The sequence below is a fragment of the Terriglobia bacterium genome, from assembly GCA_020073495.1.
In the GTDB taxonomy this organism is placed as follows: Bacteria; Acidobacteriota; Terriglobia; order Terriglobales; family Acidobacteriaceae; genus JAIQFD01.
The window spans coordinates 233,490-251,462 of the sequence record JAIQFD010000003.1 but is presented as its reverse complement, the minus strand read 5'-3'; the positions used below and the strand labels follow the sequence as shown (position 1 = coordinate 251,462).

Genomic DNA, 17,973 nt, shown 5'->3' with positions numbered 1-17,973 from the left:
CGGTCCGCCATATAGCTCGTGGCTATTGTTCTGTGTGGACCAACAATCTTGCTGCACACGGGCTGCCGTTTTCGGCATGGTGCAAATACGGGAATTAAGGAGAGTGGGTAGGAACGCTTCCACAAACGGGAAAGATCCCCGTGCTACGTCTTCCCAACTTGGTACTCGGGACCAAAAGGGATCTCAAGAAACAACGGGGGACGCAACCCGCCACCATCCGTGGCTAGGCGGCGACGCTCTCGGGAGTCTCTGCGGGGAATTTCTGGGTTGCGGAGGTGGTGCGGTGTGAACTCGTTATTCGCTCGAGCCACCCGCACCGGTTTCGCGGACTACCACCCGCGCCGGCTCCGGCGGAGCAATGACACCGTCGAAATCGGTCGCGGCCAGCACGCGTCCCCAGCCCAAGCTCAGGGCGCGCACCGAGTATCCGAGCTCCCCGAAGCTGTGCCAAGAGCGCCCGCCGTCGCGGCTTTCGAACGACTGCCCAGCGGCGGTGGCCAGCAGCCGGGATCCGTCGTCGTCAGAGACGAAGGAATACACGTGCTTGGCCGGCAAGCCCGCCATCACGTGATCCCAGGTGTCGCCGCCGTCGTCGCTGCGGAATGCGCCTTCGCGCGCGGCCAGCCACATGTGGGAGTCGCCATCGATGGCGAGGCCGGAGACTTGCGTCACGTAGGCCGGCAACTTAGCGGCGTACCAGGTGGAACCTTTGTCCAGGGAGACCACGACGCTCCTCGCCGTGGCGGCCGCGACCATGTTACGGCGCACCGCTACGGAGACGAAGTTCTGGCTGCTCAGCACCGGGCCGCCGTACCAGCTCTGTCCGCGATCGGTGCTGCTGAACAGCCCCGCGGAAGTCGCGGCGAACCACTTGTTCGAGGTGGTCTCGATCGAGGCTACGCGCGCGCGCAGCTCCGTGACCAAAGTCTGCTTCGTGGTGCGCGCCTTGACGCCCTTGCGCGCCGGAGTCGTGACGATCTTCTCGGTGATAGCGACGCTGGCCGGCCGCCAGCTATGCGCGGCGCGGTCCAACATGAAAACGCCCGAATTCGTGCCGGCGAGCAGCGCACCATCCTCGGCCTGCCGCAAGGCGAAGACGTCGCGCCCTTCGAGCCCTTCGCTGGACTGCATCCAGCTCTGGCCGCCGTCGTGCGACCGGAAGACGCCGCCGAATTCCTTATCGTTGAGCACTCCGGCGTAGATTGTCCGGCTGTCGCTGCGGTCGAGCAACAGGGCCGCGACCTGGCGATGCACGAAGCCGCGATTGGACGCCGAGAACGTCTGGGCAGCGTCGTCGCTGGCCAGCACGCCGCCACGGTCCGTCGCCAGCAATACGCGCGAGGAGCGCCGCGGATCCACCAGCACGTCGTTGACGATGACGTTGGCGGAGCTCACGCGCTTCCAGGTCTTGCCCGCGTCGACGGTTCTCCAAAGGCCCTCGGTTGTGCCCGCGTAGACCACGTTGCGGTCGTTCGGGTCCTGCTTGAGCACGCGTGTGCGCCGCGCCGAGAAGGGGATGCCCTGGATCTTGTGAAACAGGTCGCCGGCGTTTTCGCTCTTGTAGATGCCCGAGCAGGCGCTGGCATACACGACCGACGGCTGGTTTGGATCGATGATGATGGAGAACACGTCGGAGTCGTCGATGATGCCCTTCTTGATGTTGGTCCAGGTGGCGCCGCCGTTAGTGGTTTTCCACGGCAGGTGCCAGGTGCCGGCGTAGATGACCTTGGGATCGGCCGGATCGATCGCGACCGATTCAAAATTCTTCAGCTCGGCGTGGTGCTCGGGCGTGATCTTGCGCCAGGTCTGGCCCGCGTCTTCACTGCGGTACACGCCGTCGAGCGCGCCCGCGACCATGGTCTCCGGATGTCCGGCGGCGAGGGCGAAGGCCCGGATGCTCTTCCCGTGCATGGCCGGAATCGTTTCCCAGGTGCGCCCGTCATCGCGTGAGCGGAACAGCTCGCCGCGCTCGCTGGTCTCGACGCTCCATGCGGCCACGTACATCGTGCCCGGACGCGCCGAATCGAAGACGACGTGGTCGAGGACGAGATCGTCGCCGCCGCCTAGCTGTGCGAATCGCGACCAGCTCCTGCCGTTGTCGGTGGAGACGAACAGCTTGCCCGAACTGGTCCCCAGGATGATCCGGTCAGGGTTGCGGGGGTCGTAGGTCAGGCTGCGGACGTCGCCCCCGTCGGGACCCAGGGCACGCCAGTTCGCCGCCTGGACGCAGGACACCGCCAGCGCCAGCAGGACTGCAACCGCCATGTGCGTTCGCCACCGCATGGGAAACCTGTGAATCATATCAAGGTCCCTTCCGGCCAGAGTAGTGAGATTTCGCCTCGAGCCGAGGCCTAACTTTGCCTCCGCCCGCTCTCGCCGGCAAGTTACCGAAGGCCGAAAGAAGAATGGCCGGTGGGATAGGTCCCACCGGCCGCAAAACAAAAGACTTACTGCTTCTTGGGAGCCTCCGCAGCAGGCTTCTTGGCAGCCTTCTTCGCAGGCTTCGCCGGGGTCGCTTTCTCGGCCACAGGCTGGGTTCCAGGCGCATTGAAGGTAGCGCCCGCAGGCACGATCCACTGTTCGGTGGTCGCGGAGTCCGCGCTGCCGGAACGGGTCTCGAGCCGTGCCGGATCGATGCCCTTCTCCTTCGCCATGTACTCCTTGACGTTGGCGGCACGCTGACCGGGCAGGTTCTTGGCCTTTTCCTTGGCGCCCTTGTTGCCCACGATGACGCCCTTGGCATCGGCATCACGCTGCAAGCGAAGCGCGTAGTCGTCCAAGGCGGCCTTGCAGGCGTTATCCACGCGCGCCGGCTTGGCCTTGTTGGTGTAGGTGCACTCGTTCAGCTTGCTGGCCTGCGGTGGTGGTGGCGGGTTCTCCACCGACACGTTGGCCGTGCCATTGCTGCTCAGGCCGCGGCTGTCGGTGCAGGTCGCGCTGACCGAGATCGGGCCCGCAGGCGCGCCCGCGGTGTCCAGCGTCGCGCTGTTGCCGCTGCCCATCGCCTTGCCCGCGCTGGCCGACCAGTTTGTGATGCTGGCTGACACCGGGTAATCGGCGCTGTTGTCCGGGCTGCTGCACGAGCAGGTGATGGTCGAGGGCGTCCCCGACTGCACCGTCGCCGGATTCGCGGAGCAGGAAACCTGCGGCGGGTTCTTCGGACGCTCCTTCACTCGAAAGGAGGTGTTGCAGCTCGCGGTCGCCTTCTTGTCCTTTGGGTCGGTAACGTTCGCCGTCAGGGTGTAGGCGCCGGGGTTCAGGCCCTTGGTATCGACGCTGGCCGTTTCCTTGCCCGCGACCTTCGCGTTGCCGGTCGCTGTCCAGTTGATGTCGACTGTGTGCTTGGGGTTGAATCCGCCGGGAGTGACCGTGGCGCGCACCGGCTCACCGGCAAACACCTCCGAGGGCTGAACGGAGCAGGATGCGGTCGGCGGAGCGGGAGGCGGGCCGCCACCCAGCAGGAACACCAGACCGGCGCGGATGCGAGCCGCATTAATGTCTTCCGAAACCCCGAGGAATTCGGGGTTGGCGTGCATCCAATCTACCTCGATCACGCGAATGGCGACGTTGCGGTGTACCTTCAGGTCCAGGCCCCCGCCGAGGGCCACGCCGAATGTGTTATCGGTCCCGAGGCCGCTGGGAGAGACACGCGCCAGTCCAAACAGGGCGTGCACGAACGGGCGCGCGACTTCCCCGTTGTACAGAGTGAATTTCGGCCCGAACATGATCGTGCCGATATTCGATGTGTCCGAGTAGTGGCCTCCGAAATCGCCGCTAATGCCCACGTGGGGATGGAAGTTATAGGTGACGCTCGTTCCCCAACCGGCGTCGATGTTGTTGTCGGGGGCGTTGACATCCCCAACATGAAGGAATGAGTACCCAGCAAAAATCTCTACCTTGGGCGGCGTCTGGTCCTGCGCGACTGCCAAGCCTGCTAGCAGCACAGTCGCCAAGAGTGCAAAAAGGATTCGACGGAATGACATTGGTGCTCCCTCCGGATTTTCAGACAACCTTAAAGAGTCGTACCGCGGAAGAAATGGCCGGACAGACGGAGCAGAAGCAGCAAAAGCTCCGACCGCAAACCCCGGATTGTAACAGCTATGCGGCCGGAGCGAAAGGACACGGCACCGATTTACTACGAGCTACCGGATCGAACCGAAAATACGCAGAACCATCTGCGTGCCGCTATCCAGGTGTACGTCGCGGGCGCTGGAAGTGAGCAGCGAACCCTGCGTCGAGCTGGAAGCGATTGAGGAAAGGTGCAAGCCCGGCAAGCCGATCACACCGTTGGCCGAAGACGTGAGCCGGCCGGCAAGAGCCGGCGGCGCAAAGGATCCGGGGGCGGGGTCCGGGCCCCGGATGACGTTCATCTTCTCGCCGGATCAGTGTGCCTTGCCCGGTGCATTCACTATCGCCAACGTTTCCTTAGCCATTTTCTCGTACGGACCCTTCATGGCAATGGCTTGATTCAGCGCCTCGCGTGCTTCCGGGTATCGCTTCAGCTTGGCATAGGCGTAGCCCGTTCGGAAGAGCACCCTTTCATGCGAGCCGGGATCATCCTTGAGTAGCGCGTTGGCACTCTTGAACTCGGGGATCGCTGCCGCCGTCTTCTCCTGTTTCATCATCGCGTAGCCGAGAGCTTCATGCGCCAGCCCGACAGAGAGCTTGATCGCACGGTCCGTATCCGGCGCGTCGGCGTTGCCCAGCTCGATCGCCTTGCGCGCATGCTCCATAGCTTTACTGAGATACGGATTCTTCGGAGATGGGTCTTCTGCCAGCGCAAACGCCAGCAACGAGAGCGTGGCTACATTGTCGGGATTGGCCAAAAGCGCCTTTTCACCGTACTTCGAGACACCTGCGAAATCCTTGAGCTGGAGCAGTGAAGTAATGGCCAACTGGTGCACCTGATCGGCGTAGTGGCCGCCGGGGAAGGATTCCGTGTACTCCCCCGCGAAGCGCACGCGTGTCGTTGGATCCTGCTCCATCGCGACAGCATTGTAGGCGGCGCCTTCGAAGAACTCGTACTGTTGCTGCACCTGCTGGCGCTGCGCGTCGCGCGCGGCCGCCCAGTCTACCGCGGCGACGCCCTGCGGCGGCGGCGTTTTCTTGATGCCGTCGATCGCTTTTCCACCCAGCCCCGCGTAGTGCAGGATCTTGGCGCCGTCCTTCGATTGTTGCGCTGCCACGGTCTGCGACATGATGATCTCGAGATTATTGGGCACGGCGGACATGGCCTTGTCGCCGTACGCCATCGCCTTGTCCGGCTGGGTGGCGGACAGGTAATACTGCGCGATCTGCGAATTGCCGTAGGCAACCGCCGCCGGGTTCGTTGCGTACGTGGCCACGAATTCCTCCCACATCGTCAGCCGCTTGGCTTCGTCGGGCTCCTTCGTGATCGTCTGGATGGCCTGGTCCTCGGGCGTTCCGGCCGGAATGAGGATGCTCTGGATCTGCGCCTGGGCAGGGATGGTGAGGAGAAACAGCAATAAGGCTGGCAGAAGATTCACTTTCATCGCCCACCTCGGTGAAGGGATCGGTCCGCTGTACCGTGGTCCAGCCGAATCGTAGTACCAACACAGGCCCGGCGCAACGTGTGAAGTCACTGGGGTGTTCAGATCGACGCGCTGGAAACGAGCCCGGAGGGAGCCGCGAGGACTTACTTGCCCGCTGCGGCGGCGGGCGGCGCCACTTTCATCCGCACGACGCAACCGGCGGGCAAGACCAGGATCCGGGGCAGGGTGCCGTCCTGATAGCGGTAGCGCTCCAACCCGGCGAGCGAGTCGATGTGCAGGTAGTCTCGAAGCACGGCATTGGAGGGGACGTCGTCGAACTCAAAGAGGTCGCCCGGGGTGAAGCGCTCCTGCGCCGCCAGCAGCAGGTCGCGTTCGCTGCGGAAGTCCTGCCCCATGTGCGGATCAAGCACTAGCACCCAGTACACGTCCCACTCCACCAGATCGTCGCCCACGGGAATGGCATTGACGATCATGTTGTGGTCGTAGTCGTCCCATCCGTCGGCGTGGTGCTGCTTCCCTGGGATGACGACGTACAGGTTGAGCCGGCGGTCGCGCGGGCGCTCATTGCGGGGATAGATCCCGAGCTGCCACGGTCCGAACTCCAGCGTGCGCTGGCCCCTGGCCGGTCGCTCGATTTCTACGGTAACAGCCGCCCCCTCGTGAAAGGCGGTGGGCATGGGCAGGCGGGGAGGCGCGGCCGCGGCGCACAGTGCGCTGGCGCAGACGACGGCGCATGCGATGTGTCCCTTGGCCGTTCCCGCGTTCACGTTCGCCCCCGTTCCTCCAAGTATTATCGGATGATTCCTGATCTTGCCGGCAGGAATCAGACCCTGTCCGCCTATCCGAAGGACAGGTCCCAACGTCCAATGTCAGGTTTCTCCCGGCAGAATTTTCGAGTAGATTTGGTTCAGATGCGCCGTGTTCTGCAACATCGCGGGCTGAAGCTCATATTCGCCGCCAACCTGGTCTCCATGATCGGCAGCGGGATGAACACCGCCGCGGTCACCTGGTTCATCCTCCAGGCGACTCATTCGGAGATGAGCCTGGGCGCGCTGGTCGTATTGCAGACCATCCCGGCCATGCTCATGCTTCCCTTCACCGGCGTTATCATCGACCGCGAGGACAGGCGACGGCTGGTGATGCTGCTCGACGCCGGCCGCGGCCTGGTCATCGCCGTGGTGGCGGTGCTGGCGTTCACTCACCGGGTCCAGCTGTGGCATCTGTACGCCATGGGCATGCTGGTGGCCGCCGGGTTCTGGATGTTCTGGCCCACCATCACTGCCCTGATCCAGGAGCTGGCTCCCGAATCCGAATTCGTGGGCGCCAACACCATGCTGCTGGCCGGCCTGCAAGGCGGCTGGATGATCGCCGGCGCGCTGGTCGGATTCGTGTATGAGCACATCCACCTGGGCGGCGTGCTGGCCATCGACGTCACCACCTACGTCGTTTCCCTGCTGTGCTACTTCGCCGTGCGCAAGGGCAGAGTCGTCGTGGCGGTCCAGCGCGAGCTGCCCCCGGATGTCGCCCAGGGATCCTGGAGACACTTCCTGCACGAACTGCACGAGGGCATCCTCTACTTGCGCGGGAGGCGGTACATCGTGCTGCTGGGGATCTCGTGGGCGTTGTTCATTGCCGGCATGCTGACCCAGGGCGTGGCTACCGCGCCGCTCAGCGACCGCATCCTGCACGCGGGGGCGAAGGGCTATGGCTGGCTGAATGCGGGATGGGCGATCGGGGCCGTTAGCAGCGCGCTGTACGTCCCATCGGTCATCCGCTGGCTGCGCGGCCGCCGCGCTGTGGCCTGGGCTATGGCACTGCTGGCGTGCAGCCTCACGCTTGCGCCTTACTCTCGCGTGCTTCCCATCGCGGTCCTCTGTTACATCGTGATGGGCTCGGGGCGCGGCGTTGGCGGCGTCGGCATCTCCTCCAGCATGATGGAGATGGTCCCCAAGCACTTCATGGGACGGGTGCAGAACACGTTCTACTTTCTGGGCACGCTGCTGCAACTGGTCACCAGCCTGACCGTGGGTGCGGTGGCGCACCATATCTCGCTGGCCCTGGGGTTCGCCATCATCGGGCTCATGTACGCCGTCGCCGCGCTGACCGCCGGTTGGCCGGTCGCTGCGCCGGCGAAGATCCCATCCGATTCTGTCGCCGAGTCGGCCGAAGCCTAAGGCGCTGAGTACCGAGTACTGAGTACTTCTTCATTCTGGTATGCTCTTCGGTTTTACAGGAGAACGCATGTCCAGCTTGGAAGGACGTACGGCCGTGGTTTTCGGCGTCGCCAACAAGCGCTCGATCGCCTGGGCGATCGCGCAGAAGCTCCAGGCGGCGGGCGCCAAGCTCGCCATCACCTATCAGAACGAGCGCCTGGAGCAGGAAGCCAAGGACCTCATCCAGTCACTGCCTGGCGCCGAAGCGTTCATGTGCGACGTCTCCAAGGATGAAGAGATCATCCGCCTGTTCGAGCAGTTGAAGTCGCGCTACGGCAAGCTGCACACGCTGGTGCACTCGGTGGCCTATGCGCCCGCCGAGGAACTGAAGGGCGACTTCATCAATACCAGCCGCGAGGGCTTCCGCGTGGCGCACGACATCAGCGTGTACTCTCTGATCGCGGTCGCGCGCGCCGCCCTGCCCCTCATGGAAGACGGCGGCAGCATCATCACCCTGACCTACTACGGAGCCGAAAAGGTCGTCCCTCATTACAACGTGATGGGCGTGGCCAAGGCGGCGTTGGAAGCGACCGTGCGCTACCTGGCGAACGACCTCGGCCCGAAGAAGATCCGGGTGAACGCCATCTCGGCGGGACCGATCAAGACCCTTGCTGCGCGCGGGATTTCGGGCCTGGGCGAGATGCTGAAGTCGCACGCCGAGCGCGCTCCCCTGAAACGAAATGTCGATCCTCTGGAGGTTGGGGAGACTGCCGCCTTCCTGGCCTCCGACGGCGCCGCCGCCATCACCGGCGAAGTCATCTACGTGGACTGCGGCTACAACATCATGGGCTTCTGATTGTGGGGGTTGCAATGGCAACAGTGAATTACAAACCTGAGGGCTATCACACGGTCACACCGTACCTCATCGTGCGTGACGCGGCGCGGGCAATCGACTTCTACCGGAGGGCATTTGGGGCGAAGGAGTTGATGCGCATCGCCGGCACGGGCGGCAAGATCGGGCATGCTGAGATCCAGATCGGCGAATCGCGCGTCTGTCTGGCTGACGAGTATCCTGAGATGGGCGCGCGCAGCCCGGAGACGATCGGCGGCTCGCCGGTCAATTTCCTGGTGTACGTCCCCGATGTGGACCGGGTCGTCGAGCAAGCGGTCGCGGCCGGCGCCAAGCTGAAACGTGCGGTGGCCGACCAGTTTTACGGGGATCGAATCGGGGGCGTCGAGGACCCGTTCGGGCACACGTGGTACATCGCCACGCATAAAGAAGATGTGGCTGACGACGAGTTGCAGCGGCGCGCGGCGGCGATGGCGCAGAGCAAGTAGTCAGCGCGGCGTGAGGGTGATGCGTCGCGAGTTGTCGCCCGTGCGTTCGATCGCGATCTCCACGTCACACTCGCGCCTAAAGCGCTCGAACTTGTCCCCCCACTCGATCAGCAGGACGGCATCGTCGGCGAAAAGATCGTCGATCCCCAATGTCTCTAGTTCGTGCTGCGTGTCCACGCGGTAAAGATCGATGTGATAGACCGTGACTCCCGGGCCGCGGTACTCGCGGATGAGGGTGAAGGTCGGGCTGGTGACGTCTTCCTGTTCGGCGGCCTTGAATCCCTCCACGATGCCCTTGATGAGCGTGGTCTTGCCCGCACCCAAGTCGCCGCGCAGCAGCGTCATCTTGGGCGGTTTCATGTGCTCGGCCAGCGTCCGCCCTAGAGCAGTCGTCTCCTCCGCCGAATGTGTCGTGAATTCCATCAAGTAAGAAGATTAACCGCAGAGAACGCAGAGAACGGAGAGATTTTTCGTTTTCATTTCCTGGGCGTTCTCTGCGTGCTCTGCGGTGAAATGGTCTTATTCGGAGATCAGAACGAATTTTTCCTTTGCCCGCTGGCGCACGCGGTCGAAGGCCAGGGGCAACATGGCCAGGATGTCGGTCGCCACCAGCGATTGCTCGCCCACCAGGTTGCGCGCGATGTCCCCCCCTAGCCCGTGAAGAAAGACACCCGCAAGCACAGCGCCCAGGATGTCTTTTGGGTTCTGCGCGATGAAGCCGGAGATCATCCCGGTGAGCACGTCGCCGGTGCCGCCGGAGGCCATGCCGGGGTTGCCGGTAGGGTTGATCCAGGTCGGGCCGTCCGGCTGCGCGATGACCGTGCGGTGGCCCTTCAACACCACGATCGCGTGCCGCTCCAGGGCGAACTTGCGCGCAATGGCGACGCGGTCCTTCTGGATGTCACGCGTGGAAAGCCCCGTCAGACGGGCCATTTCGCCGGGATGCGGCGTGAGCACCAGGGGCCGGCGGTGGCCGTCGAGCTTGGCCGGGCAGCCCTCAAAGGCGTTCAGCCCGTCGGCGTCGATGACCAGCGGCAGGTAATGCAGGTCGAAGACGGAGCGTGCGAACTGCGCCGCCTCAGTGTGGCGGGAGAAGCCGGGGCCGAGGGCGATGACAGTTTTGCCCTCGACGAGGGCGTCGAACCGGCCGTACTCGAGGGCGCGCATGGAGATGGCTCCGGTTTCCGTCTCGGCCAGCGGCTCGGTCATGATCTCCGGCGCAAAGCCCGCCACAGTGGGCAGCACCGATTTCGCTGTGGCGACCGTCACCAGCCCGGCGCCGGAGCGCAGTGCCGCCATGCCCGCCATCGCCGCCGCTCCCGCCTTGCCGGTCGAACCGCCGACCACCAGCACATGTCCAAAGCTGCCCTTGTGCGCTTCGGGATCGCGCCGCTCGGCAAAGCGCGCGACGTCGCCCGCGGTCACCACCTCCAGCTTGAGTTGGGACGCGATGGCCTGGTCGGGGGAGCCGATCCGCGAGCAAACGATCGGGCCGGCGGTCAGGTTAGCGAAGATGTGCGCGGGACGAGGGGCGGTGAAGGTCACCACCGCGTCGGCGCGGGCTACGAGGTCTTTCTCCGCGGGGGGCGCCATTGCATCCGCGTCCGCACCCGACGGAATATCGACGGCTACCACGGGCAGGCCCGTCGCGTTCAGCGCATGGATCGCGTCGGCATAGAGTTCGGTCACCGGAGGGCGGAAGCCCGTGCCCAGGATCGCGTCGATCAGAATGTCGCCGGCGAGCGCCTTGCGCGCCGCCTCGGATCGGAACTCGCCCACCGACTTGATGACCAGTGGCGAGTGGCCCATGCGCTGGAACATCTCCGCCGCGTCGCCCTTGAGTTCGGACGGGTCGGCAAGCAGGATGACCGTCACTGCCCTGCCCGCCTCCCGCAGCTTTCGCGCCGCGACGAAGCCGTCTCCGCCGTTGTTTCCCCTGCCGCACACGATGCCGATCCGGTTCGCCTGCGGATAGCGCCCGAGCACGAACTCCGCTACCGCGGCGCCCGCGTTCTCCATCAGGGTGAGCGAGGGGACGCCGTGGCGCTCGCTGGTGACGCGGTCGATCTCGCGCATTTCGGCGGCGGTGACGATCTTCATTGTGAGATCAGCCTCGCGCGGCACGCGCCGTTTCTTCCAGACGGCGCAGGCTGTTGGGCTCGCCCATGGCGATGAGGTAGTCGCCAGGCTCGATGCGGTCGTCCGGCGCAGGGTTGAATACCATGCCCGCATTGCGCTTGATGGCGAGCACGATCACGCCCATTTCCTGCCGGAGCTTCGAACTGCCGATGGTCGTGCCCGCTACGGAGGACGCCGGATCGATGAAGACCTCCTCGATCTCCAGGCCGAGATGGCCCTGGCGTGCCGTGGCGATGTCGAGAAAATCGAGCACCGCCGGCCGCAGGAACGACTGCGCGATGCGGTGTCCGGCGAAGGAATAGGGCGAGATGACCGAATCCGCGCCTGCCTTCAGCAGGTGCTTCTCCGCGTCCTCTTCGCTGGCGCGGGCGATGATCCGCAGCCCGGGACAGATGGTACGCGCGGTCAGGACGATGTAAATGTTGGTGGCGTCGGTCGTGGTCGCGGCCACCAGCCCTCGCGCCTGTGCGATGTTGGCGTCGCGCAGCACCTTCTCCTGGGTGGCGTCGCCGAGGATGGTCAGCCAGCCCGGGTCCAGCTGCGGGAGCTTGGCCTGGTTGTTCTCGATGATGACGAAGGGCGCCGGCTCGCGCGCCAGTGCGCGTGCCGCGCTGCGTCCCACGCGCCCCGCGCCGCACAGGATGTAATGGCCGGAAAGCTTTGCGATCTCGCGCTCCATTTTTCGCCTTCCGTAAAGGTTGCCGAGCTCGAATTCTAACAAAGCCTGGGTAAGGGTCCCGATGATCAGGAACACCAGTCCCACGCCGCAGATGATGAGGAAGACATTGAAGATCCGCCCTGTGTGCGAGAGCGGGTGCACTTCCTGGTAGCCGATCGTGGTGAACGTGGTCAGCACCATGTAGAAGCCGTCGAACCACGTCCACCCCTCGATGAGATGGAAGCCGGTCATCCCGATCACCATCAGGACGAGGATGGCGGCCACCAGGACCTTGAAGTTGCGCAGGGCTCGCATGTTCGTGAGAACGGGCGATTGTATGCCAGCGGCGCTCAGCAGGACAGTGACGGGACAGGAGCGGGCCAATAAAAACGGCCCTCCGCGCAAGAAGCGGGGGGCCGGAAGCGATACGCTAGTCGGCCGTCTCGGTGGTCGCGCCGTTGGGCGCCGCAGAAACCTCATACTCGCCGCGCTGCACGCGGCTGTGATGTCGGCCATAACCGAAATAGATGACCATGCCGATGATCAGCCATACGACCAACCGGATCCAGGTGTCTTTTGGCAGAGCGGCCATCATCAGGAACGAGACAACGATCGCCATGATGGGCGTGAACGGCACCCAAGGCGTCCGGAAGGGACGCGGCAGGTCGGGGCGGCGGCGGCGCAGCACCCACACGCCGGCAGACACGATCACGAACGCAAGCAGCGTCCCGATGCTGACGAGTTCGCCCAGGACGCCGATCGGGATGAGCGATGCGAAGATGGCGACGAAAAGACCCACGATGATCGACGACTTCCACGGCGTGCGAAAGCGCGGATGGATCTCACCCGCCCACTTCCACAGCAGCCCGTCACGCGACATCGAATAGAAGACGCGCGATTGGCCGAGCAACATCACCAGCATCACCGTGCTCAGGCCGGCGAGCGCGCCCGCGTTGACCACGTAGCTGCCCCATTTCACGCCGGTCTCATGGATGGCCAGCGACACTGGCGCGCCCACGTTCAGCCGGTCATAATGCATCAGCCCGGTCAGCAACCAGGAAACCAGGATGTAGAGAAAAGTGCAGATCCCCAGCGATCCCAGGATGCCGATGGGCATGTCCCGTTTGGGATTCTTCGCCTCCTGCGCGGCCGTCGAAACCGCGTCGAATCCGATGTAGGCGAAGAACACGACTCCGGCTGCTCGTGCGATCCCCGACCAACCGTATTTTCCGAAGACCCCTTGATTCGGCGGAATGAAGGGATGCCAATTCGCCGTTGCCGTATCCGGGTGCTTGAGGACGTAGGCCGCGGCGACCGCGATGAACGTAAGCACCGCAAATAGCTTCACAAAGACCACACCGGTGTTGAAGTTCGCCGACTCCTTGATGCCGATCACCAGGATCGTGGTCACGGCGGCGATCGCCAAAAATGCCAGCAGGTTGAAAGCCGCCGTCGCGTGCGGCAGCGTGTGCCAATCGATGTTAGCCGCATCCAGCACGGGCTTGAGTGTGTTCAACGGCGCCCATCGGTCCTGGTAGAGCACCCAGATCGAGCCGGGCGTGTCGCAGATCTGCGGCGGCAGTTTGATGTTGTAGTCCTGGAGGAATGCCACCAGCGTGCTGCTCCACCCGGAGGCAACCGTGGCCGCCCCGAACGCATACTCCAGGATCAGGTCCCAGCCGATGATCCAGGCGAAGATCTCGCCCAACGTCGCGTACCCATAGGTATATGCAGACCCGGCGATGGGGATCAGGGCGGCGAATTCGGCGTAGCACAGCCCAGCAAAGGCGCAGGCCACACCCGCCAGCACGTACGAAAACACAATCGCGGGTCCGGCATACTGCGCGGCGGCCGCGCCGGTCAGTACGAAGATGCCGGCGCCGATAATGGCGCCGATGCCCAGCATGATCAGGTTGAGTGCGCCCAGAGCCCGTTTCAGGCTGTGTTCGCCCGTCTCCTGCGATTCCGCCATGAGTACGTTCAGCGGCTTGGTCGCAAGCAGATTCGCCATTCAGTGTCTCTCCTTGCCATCAGGCGCGAACTGCGCGCGTCCCGCGGCTCGACCAGAGGAAATAGACCGGGATACCCAGAAGCACGATGATCAGCCCCGGCCAAGTGTATTGCGGTTTGTAGCGTAACAGCACGATATCGATAAACAAAGCCATGCAGATGTAGATCGCGGGCAGCACCGGGTAGCCGATGGCGCGGTAGGGGCGCTCGGCGTTGGGCTGGGTCCGCCGTAGGACGAACAAGCCGACGATGGTCAAAATGTAGAAAACCAGCACGGCGAAGACGATGTAGTCCAGCAACTGGCCGTACGTCCCGGAGAGACACAGGATCGAGGTCCAGCCGGCCTGCACCATCAGGGAAGTGACCGGGGTGCGGTAGACGGGGTGGACGCGTCCTACCGAGTGAAAGAAGAGACCATCCTTGGCCATGGCGTAGTAGACGCGCGCGCCCGAGAGGATAAGGCCATTGTTGCAGCCGAAGGTGGAGACCATGATGGCGATGGCCATGATGGCCGCGCCTGTGGCTCCGAACATCACCTGCATCACCGCCGTGCCCACGCGGTCCTCGGTGGCGTACTGGATGCCACGCGCCATCACCGTGGCGCCGTTGGGGACACCATGCAACGGCAGTACGTTCACGTACACGTAATTCGCCAGCACGTACAGCAGGATCACGACGCCGGTGCCGAGCGCCAGCGACAGCGGCAGGTCGCGCTTTGGGTTCTTCACTTCCCCGGCGGTGAAGGTCACGTTGTTCCAGGCGTCGGCGGAGAACAACGAGCCCACCTGCGCCACGGAGATGAGTGTGGCCACCAGCAGGAACCCGGAGACGATGCCGAGATCGGCGTGGCCCGGGCCGACGGCCCAGAAATGATTGAAGTTGGCCGCAACCGCCGCCGGATTCCGGCCAACCATGAAGCCCACAACGATCAGCAGCGCCAGCGAGAACACCTTGGTGATGGTGAAAACGTTCTGCACCATTGCGCCGGTCTTCACTCCGAACACGTTTACGACGGTCAGCAGCCAGATGATGGCGATGGCTACCAGGTTCTGGGTGTTTAGCCCCACGTCCATGTTGCCCAGCACCATGGGGCCGATATGGATCGGCGGCGCCTTCCAAAAGTGGAGGATCCAGTTCGTCGAAGAGACGGAAGGAAAGAAGACGCCGAGGAACTTGCCGAATGCCACCCCAACCGCCGCGATGGTGCCGGTCTGGATGACGAGGAACAGCGTCCAGCCGTACAGGAACCCCCACAGCGGCCCCAGCGCCTCGCGCAGGTAGACGTACTGCCCGCCGGCCTTGGGCATCATGGCCGCGAGCTCCCCGTAGGCCAGCGCCGCGGTGATGGTCATGAAGCCGGTCACCAGCCAGGCAGCAATCAGCAGGCCGGGAGAGTCCACCTGTCGGGCGATGTCAGCCGCAACGATGAACACCCCGGAGCCGATCATGGATCCCATGACCAGGGTGGTGGCGCTGGTCAGTCCCAACCCCTTGACCAGTTCCTGATCTTGCGTCGGAATGGGGGCCACGTTCGTTTCTGTACTCACGGTCCGCTTTCCTGAGCGCGTGGACGTGCCGCAGTCGGAAGACTCTAACCTAAGATGCGAAGAAATTCTTCCACCGATTTGCGCGGCGACTGGAGCAGGTCCGAGATGACCGCCACCGCGTCGGCGCCGGCGTCGATGACCGAGCGGCAACTCGCTTGGGTGATGCCCCCGATAGCCACCAGCGGCGTACGGGTGGCGGCCCGCGCCGCTTTGACGCCCTCCAGCCCCACCACCGGGTCCGGGTGTTCCTTGCTGGACGTGGCGAAGACGGGGCCGATCGCGAGGTAGTCCGACGGGCTGCGATCGGCGGCCCTGAGCTGCTCAATCGAATGCGTGGAAACGCCCACCCAGAGCCGATCTCCGACGATGGCTCGCGCGCCCTCTGGCGACAGATCTTCCTGCCCGACGTGCACGCCTTCGTACGCGGCGGCCAGGCAAAGGTCCGCCCGATCGTTCATGATCAGCCTGGCTTTCGTGCCGCACACTCGACGGAGTTCGCGAGCCTGGGCCAGCATCTCCCGCGCGTCGCCCTGCTTATTCCTGTACTGGATCAGAGTGGCCCCACCCGCGAGCAGCTCATCTGTGAAGCGAACGAGTTCGGCGGTGACATTTTCTGTCCCGGCAAAGCACCCGAAGTCCACGATGGCATACAACCTGGGCAGAACGATTCTCGGCCTGTGCCTGAGGCCTCCTGTCTCCTGCCCCCAGGTTTCCCGCGGACCGATCAAGGGTTGTTCTTCCTCGGCATGAAGCGTTCCATGAACTTGGTGTCGAACTTCCCGGCCCGGAAATCGGGGTCAGCCAGGATCTTGCGGTGCAGCGGAATGGAGGTCTGGATGCCCTCGACGATGAACATCTCCAATGCGCGAGCCATGCGCGAGATGGCCTCTTCGCGGTCCTTGCCGCGGGCCACCAGCTTGGCGATGAGGGAATCGTAGTAGGGCGGGACGACGCCCTCGGAGTATTGGGCGCTGTCCACCCGCACCCCCGTCCCGCCCGGTGGATTCCACGTGGTGATAGTGCCGGGCGAGGGCGTGAAGCTCTCCGGATGCTCCGCGTTGATGCGGCACTCGATGGCGTGTCCGCGGTGCACCACCGGGACCTGCAAGACGTCCTCCAGGCGGTCGCCCGCAGCCAGCAGGATCTGGCTCTTCACCAGGTCCACATCGGTGGTCATCTCGGTCACGGGGTGCTCGACCTGGATCCGGGTGTTCATCTCGATGAAGTACAGGCTGCCGTCCTCGTCCATGAGGAACTCGACGGTGCCTGCGTTTTCATAGCCGATCTCCGCCAGTGCGGAGCACAGCGTGTCGCCGATCTGCTGGCGAAGCAGCGGCGTCATCTTCACCGAGGGTGATTCTTCCAGCAGCTTCTGGTGGCGCCGCTGGATGGTGCACTCGCGCTCCCCCAGGCTGACGACGTTGCGGTACTTGTCGGCCAGGATCTGGAACTCGATGTGGCGCGGATGCTCGACGTATTTTTCCATGTAGAGATCGCCGTTGCCGAAGGCCGCGGCCGCCTCCGACTGCGCGGCGTGGAACAGGTTGGGCAGCTCCTGTTCGGTGCGGATCACGCGCATGCCGCGCCCGCCTCCGCCTGCCGACGCCTTCACGATCACCGGGAAGCCGACCTGGCGCGCCCACTCCAGCGCCTCGGCGCCGCTGCCGACCACGCCCTCGCTGCCGGGGAGGATGGGCACCCCGATCTTCTTCATGGTGTTGCGCGCCTTCTCCTTTTCACCCATCAGGCGCGTGATCTCAGGCGGCGGGCCGATGAAGGCGATGTCGGAGGTCTCGCAGACCTCAGCGAAGTTGGCGTTCTCGCTGAGCAGGCCGTAACCGGGATGGATGGCATCTACGTTGGTGATCTCGGCGGCGCTGATCACCGCGGGGATGTTGAGGTAACTCTCGCTCGACTTGGGCGGGCCGATGCAGATGGCCTCATCGGCGAAGCGCACGTGCAGTGAGTTCCGGTCGGCCTCGCTGTACACCGCGACCGACTTGATGCCCAGCTCCTTGCAGGCGCAGATGACCCGCAGGGCGATCTCCCCTCGGTTCGCGATCAGGATCTTCTTGAACATGGGCAAGAGCGGGGACCTCTACGCCGTGCGGATGGCGAATAGAGGCTGCGCGTATTCAACCGGCTGCCCGTTCTGCACCATCTTCTTGACGATCTCGCCGGAGGCATCGGCCTCGATCTCGTTCATCAGCTTCATGGCCTCCACGATGCACAGCACCTGCCCAGCCTGCACCTGGTCGCCGACCTTGACGAAGGGCGGAGCTCCGGGCGAGGGCGCCTCGTAGAACGTTCCCACGATGGGCGACTTGACGATGTGTAGCCCCTCCTCGCTGGGGGCTTCCTTGGCTGGCCCGGGCGGCGCCGGCGTGGCCGCGGCCGCTGTGGCCGCCTGGCGCGGGGCGGGAGTCATGTGAGTGACCGGCTCCGCCGCAACGGGAGCGGCAACCACATCGGCCGCGCGCTTGATCCGCACCTTGACATCGCCACGCTCCAGCTCGAATTCGGCGATGTCTTTCTCGATTAAGAACTCGATGAGTTCCTTCAGCTCTTTTTGATTCATCGTATGAGTCTGGATGGGTCCGTGATGCGTCGTGTGG

16 protein-coding genes are annotated in these 17,973 nt (G+C 64.1%); 3 read left to right on the top strand and 13 right to left on the bottom strand.

Translation table 11 applies throughout. The features are described from left to right. Positions 1 to 294: 294 nt before the first annotated feature. The 5 genes from LAN37_08500 to LAN37_08480 all read right to left on the bottom strand — a co-directional run bounded on the left by LAN37_08500 (position 295) and on the right by LAN37_08480 (position 6,280). Positions 295 to 2,202 (bottom strand): transcriptional regulator, encoded by a 1,908-nt coding sequence (locus tag LAN37_08500; GenBank protein ID MBZ5647246.1) that lies wholly within the window; start codon positions 2,200 to 2,202, stop codon positions 295 to 297. Between the two features lie 245 nt (positions 2,203 to 2,447). Further along, on the bottom strand, positions 2,448 to 3,983 hold the full coding sequence (locus LAN37_08495) for a porin family protein (protein ID MBZ5647245.1): 1,536 nt from the start codon (positions 3,981 to 3,983) through the stop codon (positions 2,448 to 2,450). Positions 3,984 to 4,142: 159 nt separating this feature from the next. Next, positions 4,143 to 4,370: a hypothetical protein gene (locus tag LAN37_08490; GenBank protein MBZ5647244.1), complete on the bottom strand. Its 228-nt coding sequence runs from the start codon at positions 4,368 to 4,370 to the stop codon at positions 4,143 to 4,145. 12 nt (positions 4,371 to 4,382) lie between these two features. Further along, positions 4,383 to 5,513, bottom strand: coding sequence for a tetratricopeptide repeat protein (locus LAN37_08485; protein MBZ5647243.1), 1,131 nt, complete (start codon positions 5,511 to 5,513; stop codon positions 4,383 to 4,385). Between the two features lie 143 nt (positions 5,514 to 5,656). Then, a complete protein-coding gene (locus LAN37_08480) occupies positions 5,657 to 6,280 on the bottom strand; it encodes a hypothetical protein (protein ID MBZ5647242.1) in 624 nt (207 codons plus the stop codon). 144 nt (positions 6,281 to 6,424) lie between these two features. Here LAN37_08480 and LAN37_08475 point away from each other — a divergent pair, with 144 nt between their 5' ends. The 3 genes from LAN37_08475 to LAN37_08465 all read left to right on the top strand — a co-directional run bounded on the left by LAN37_08475 (position 6,425) and on the right by LAN37_08465 (position 9,004). Further along, positions 6,425 to 7,687: an MFS transporter gene (locus LAN37_08475; GenBank protein ID MBZ5647241.1), complete on the top strand. Its 1,263-nt coding sequence runs from the start codon at positions 6,425 to 6,427 to the stop codon at positions 7,685 to 7,687. A gap of 67 nt (positions 7,688 to 7,754) precedes the next feature. Beyond that, on the top strand, positions 7,755 to 8,522 hold the full coding sequence (locus tag LAN37_08470; protein ID MBZ5647240.1) for an enoyl-ACP reductase: 768 nt from the start codon (positions 7,755 to 7,757) through the stop codon (positions 8,520 to 8,522). A gap of 14 nt (positions 8,523 to 8,536) precedes the next feature. Next, entirely contained in the window at positions 8,537 to 9,004 is a 468-nt protein-coding gene (locus LAN37_08465; GenBank protein MBZ5647239.1) for a VOC family protein, read from the top strand. On the opposite strand, the gene tsaE is transcribed toward LAN37_08465, so the two are convergent. The 8 genes from tsaE to accB all read right to left on the bottom strand — a co-directional run bounded on the left by tsaE (position 9,005) and on the right by accB (position 17,936). Then, positions 9,005 to 9,427 carry a tRNA (adenosine(37)-N6)-threonylcarbamoyltransferase complex ATPase subunit type 1 TsaE gene (gene tsaE, locus LAN37_08460; protein MBZ5647238.1) on the bottom strand — a complete coding sequence of 141 codons (423 nt, stop codon included), beginning with the start codon at positions 9,425 to 9,427 and terminating at the stop codon, positions 9,005 to 9,007. It lies immediately after the preceding gene. A gap of 96 nt (positions 9,428 to 9,523) precedes the next feature. After that, the gene (locus tag LAN37_08455; GenBank protein ID MBZ5647237.1) at positions 9,524 to 11,104 is read right to left on the bottom strand and encodes an NAD(P)H-hydrate dehydratase; all 1,581 of its coding nucleotides are present in this window, start codon (positions 11,102 to 11,104) and stop codon (positions 9,524 to 9,526) included. Between the two features lie 7 nt (positions 11,105 to 11,111). Beyond that, positions 11,112 to 12,116 (bottom strand): potassium channel protein, encoded by a 1,005-nt coding sequence (locus tag LAN37_08450; GenBank protein ID MBZ5647236.1) that lies wholly within the window; start codon positions 12,114 to 12,116, stop codon positions 11,112 to 11,114. Between the two features lie 115 nt (positions 12,117 to 12,231). Beyond that, positions 12,232 to 13,812: an amino acid permease gene (locus tag LAN37_08445; protein MBZ5647235.1), complete on the bottom strand. Its 1,581-nt coding sequence runs from the start codon at positions 13,810 to 13,812 to the stop codon at positions 12,232 to 12,234. A 19-nt stretch (positions 13,813 to 13,831) separates the two neighbouring features. Then, positions 13,832 to 15,268, bottom strand: coding sequence for an amino acid permease (locus tag LAN37_08440; GenBank protein MBZ5647234.1), 1,437 nt, complete (start codon positions 15,266 to 15,268; stop codon positions 13,832 to 13,834). A gap of 134 nt (positions 15,269 to 15,402) precedes the next feature. After that, on the bottom strand, positions 15,403 to 16,026 hold the full coding sequence (gene thiE, locus LAN37_08435) for a thiamine phosphate synthase (GenBank protein ID MBZ5647233.1): 624 nt from the start codon (positions 16,024 to 16,026) through the stop codon (positions 15,403 to 15,405). Positions 16,027 to 16,082: 56 nt separating this feature from the next. Beyond that, positions 16,083 to 17,438: an acetyl-CoA carboxylase biotin carboxylase subunit gene (gene accC, locus LAN37_08430; protein ID MBZ5647232.1), complete on the bottom strand. Its 1,356-nt coding sequence runs from the start codon at positions 17,436 to 17,438 to the stop codon at positions 16,083 to 16,085. An 18-nt stretch (positions 17,439 to 17,456) separates the two neighbouring features. Next, positions 17,457 to 17,936, bottom strand: coding sequence for an acetyl-CoA carboxylase biotin carboxyl carrier protein (gene accB, locus LAN37_08425; protein ID MBZ5647231.1), 480 nt, complete (start codon positions 17,934 to 17,936; stop codon positions 17,457 to 17,459). Positions 17,937 to 17,973: the final 37 nt, after the last annotated feature.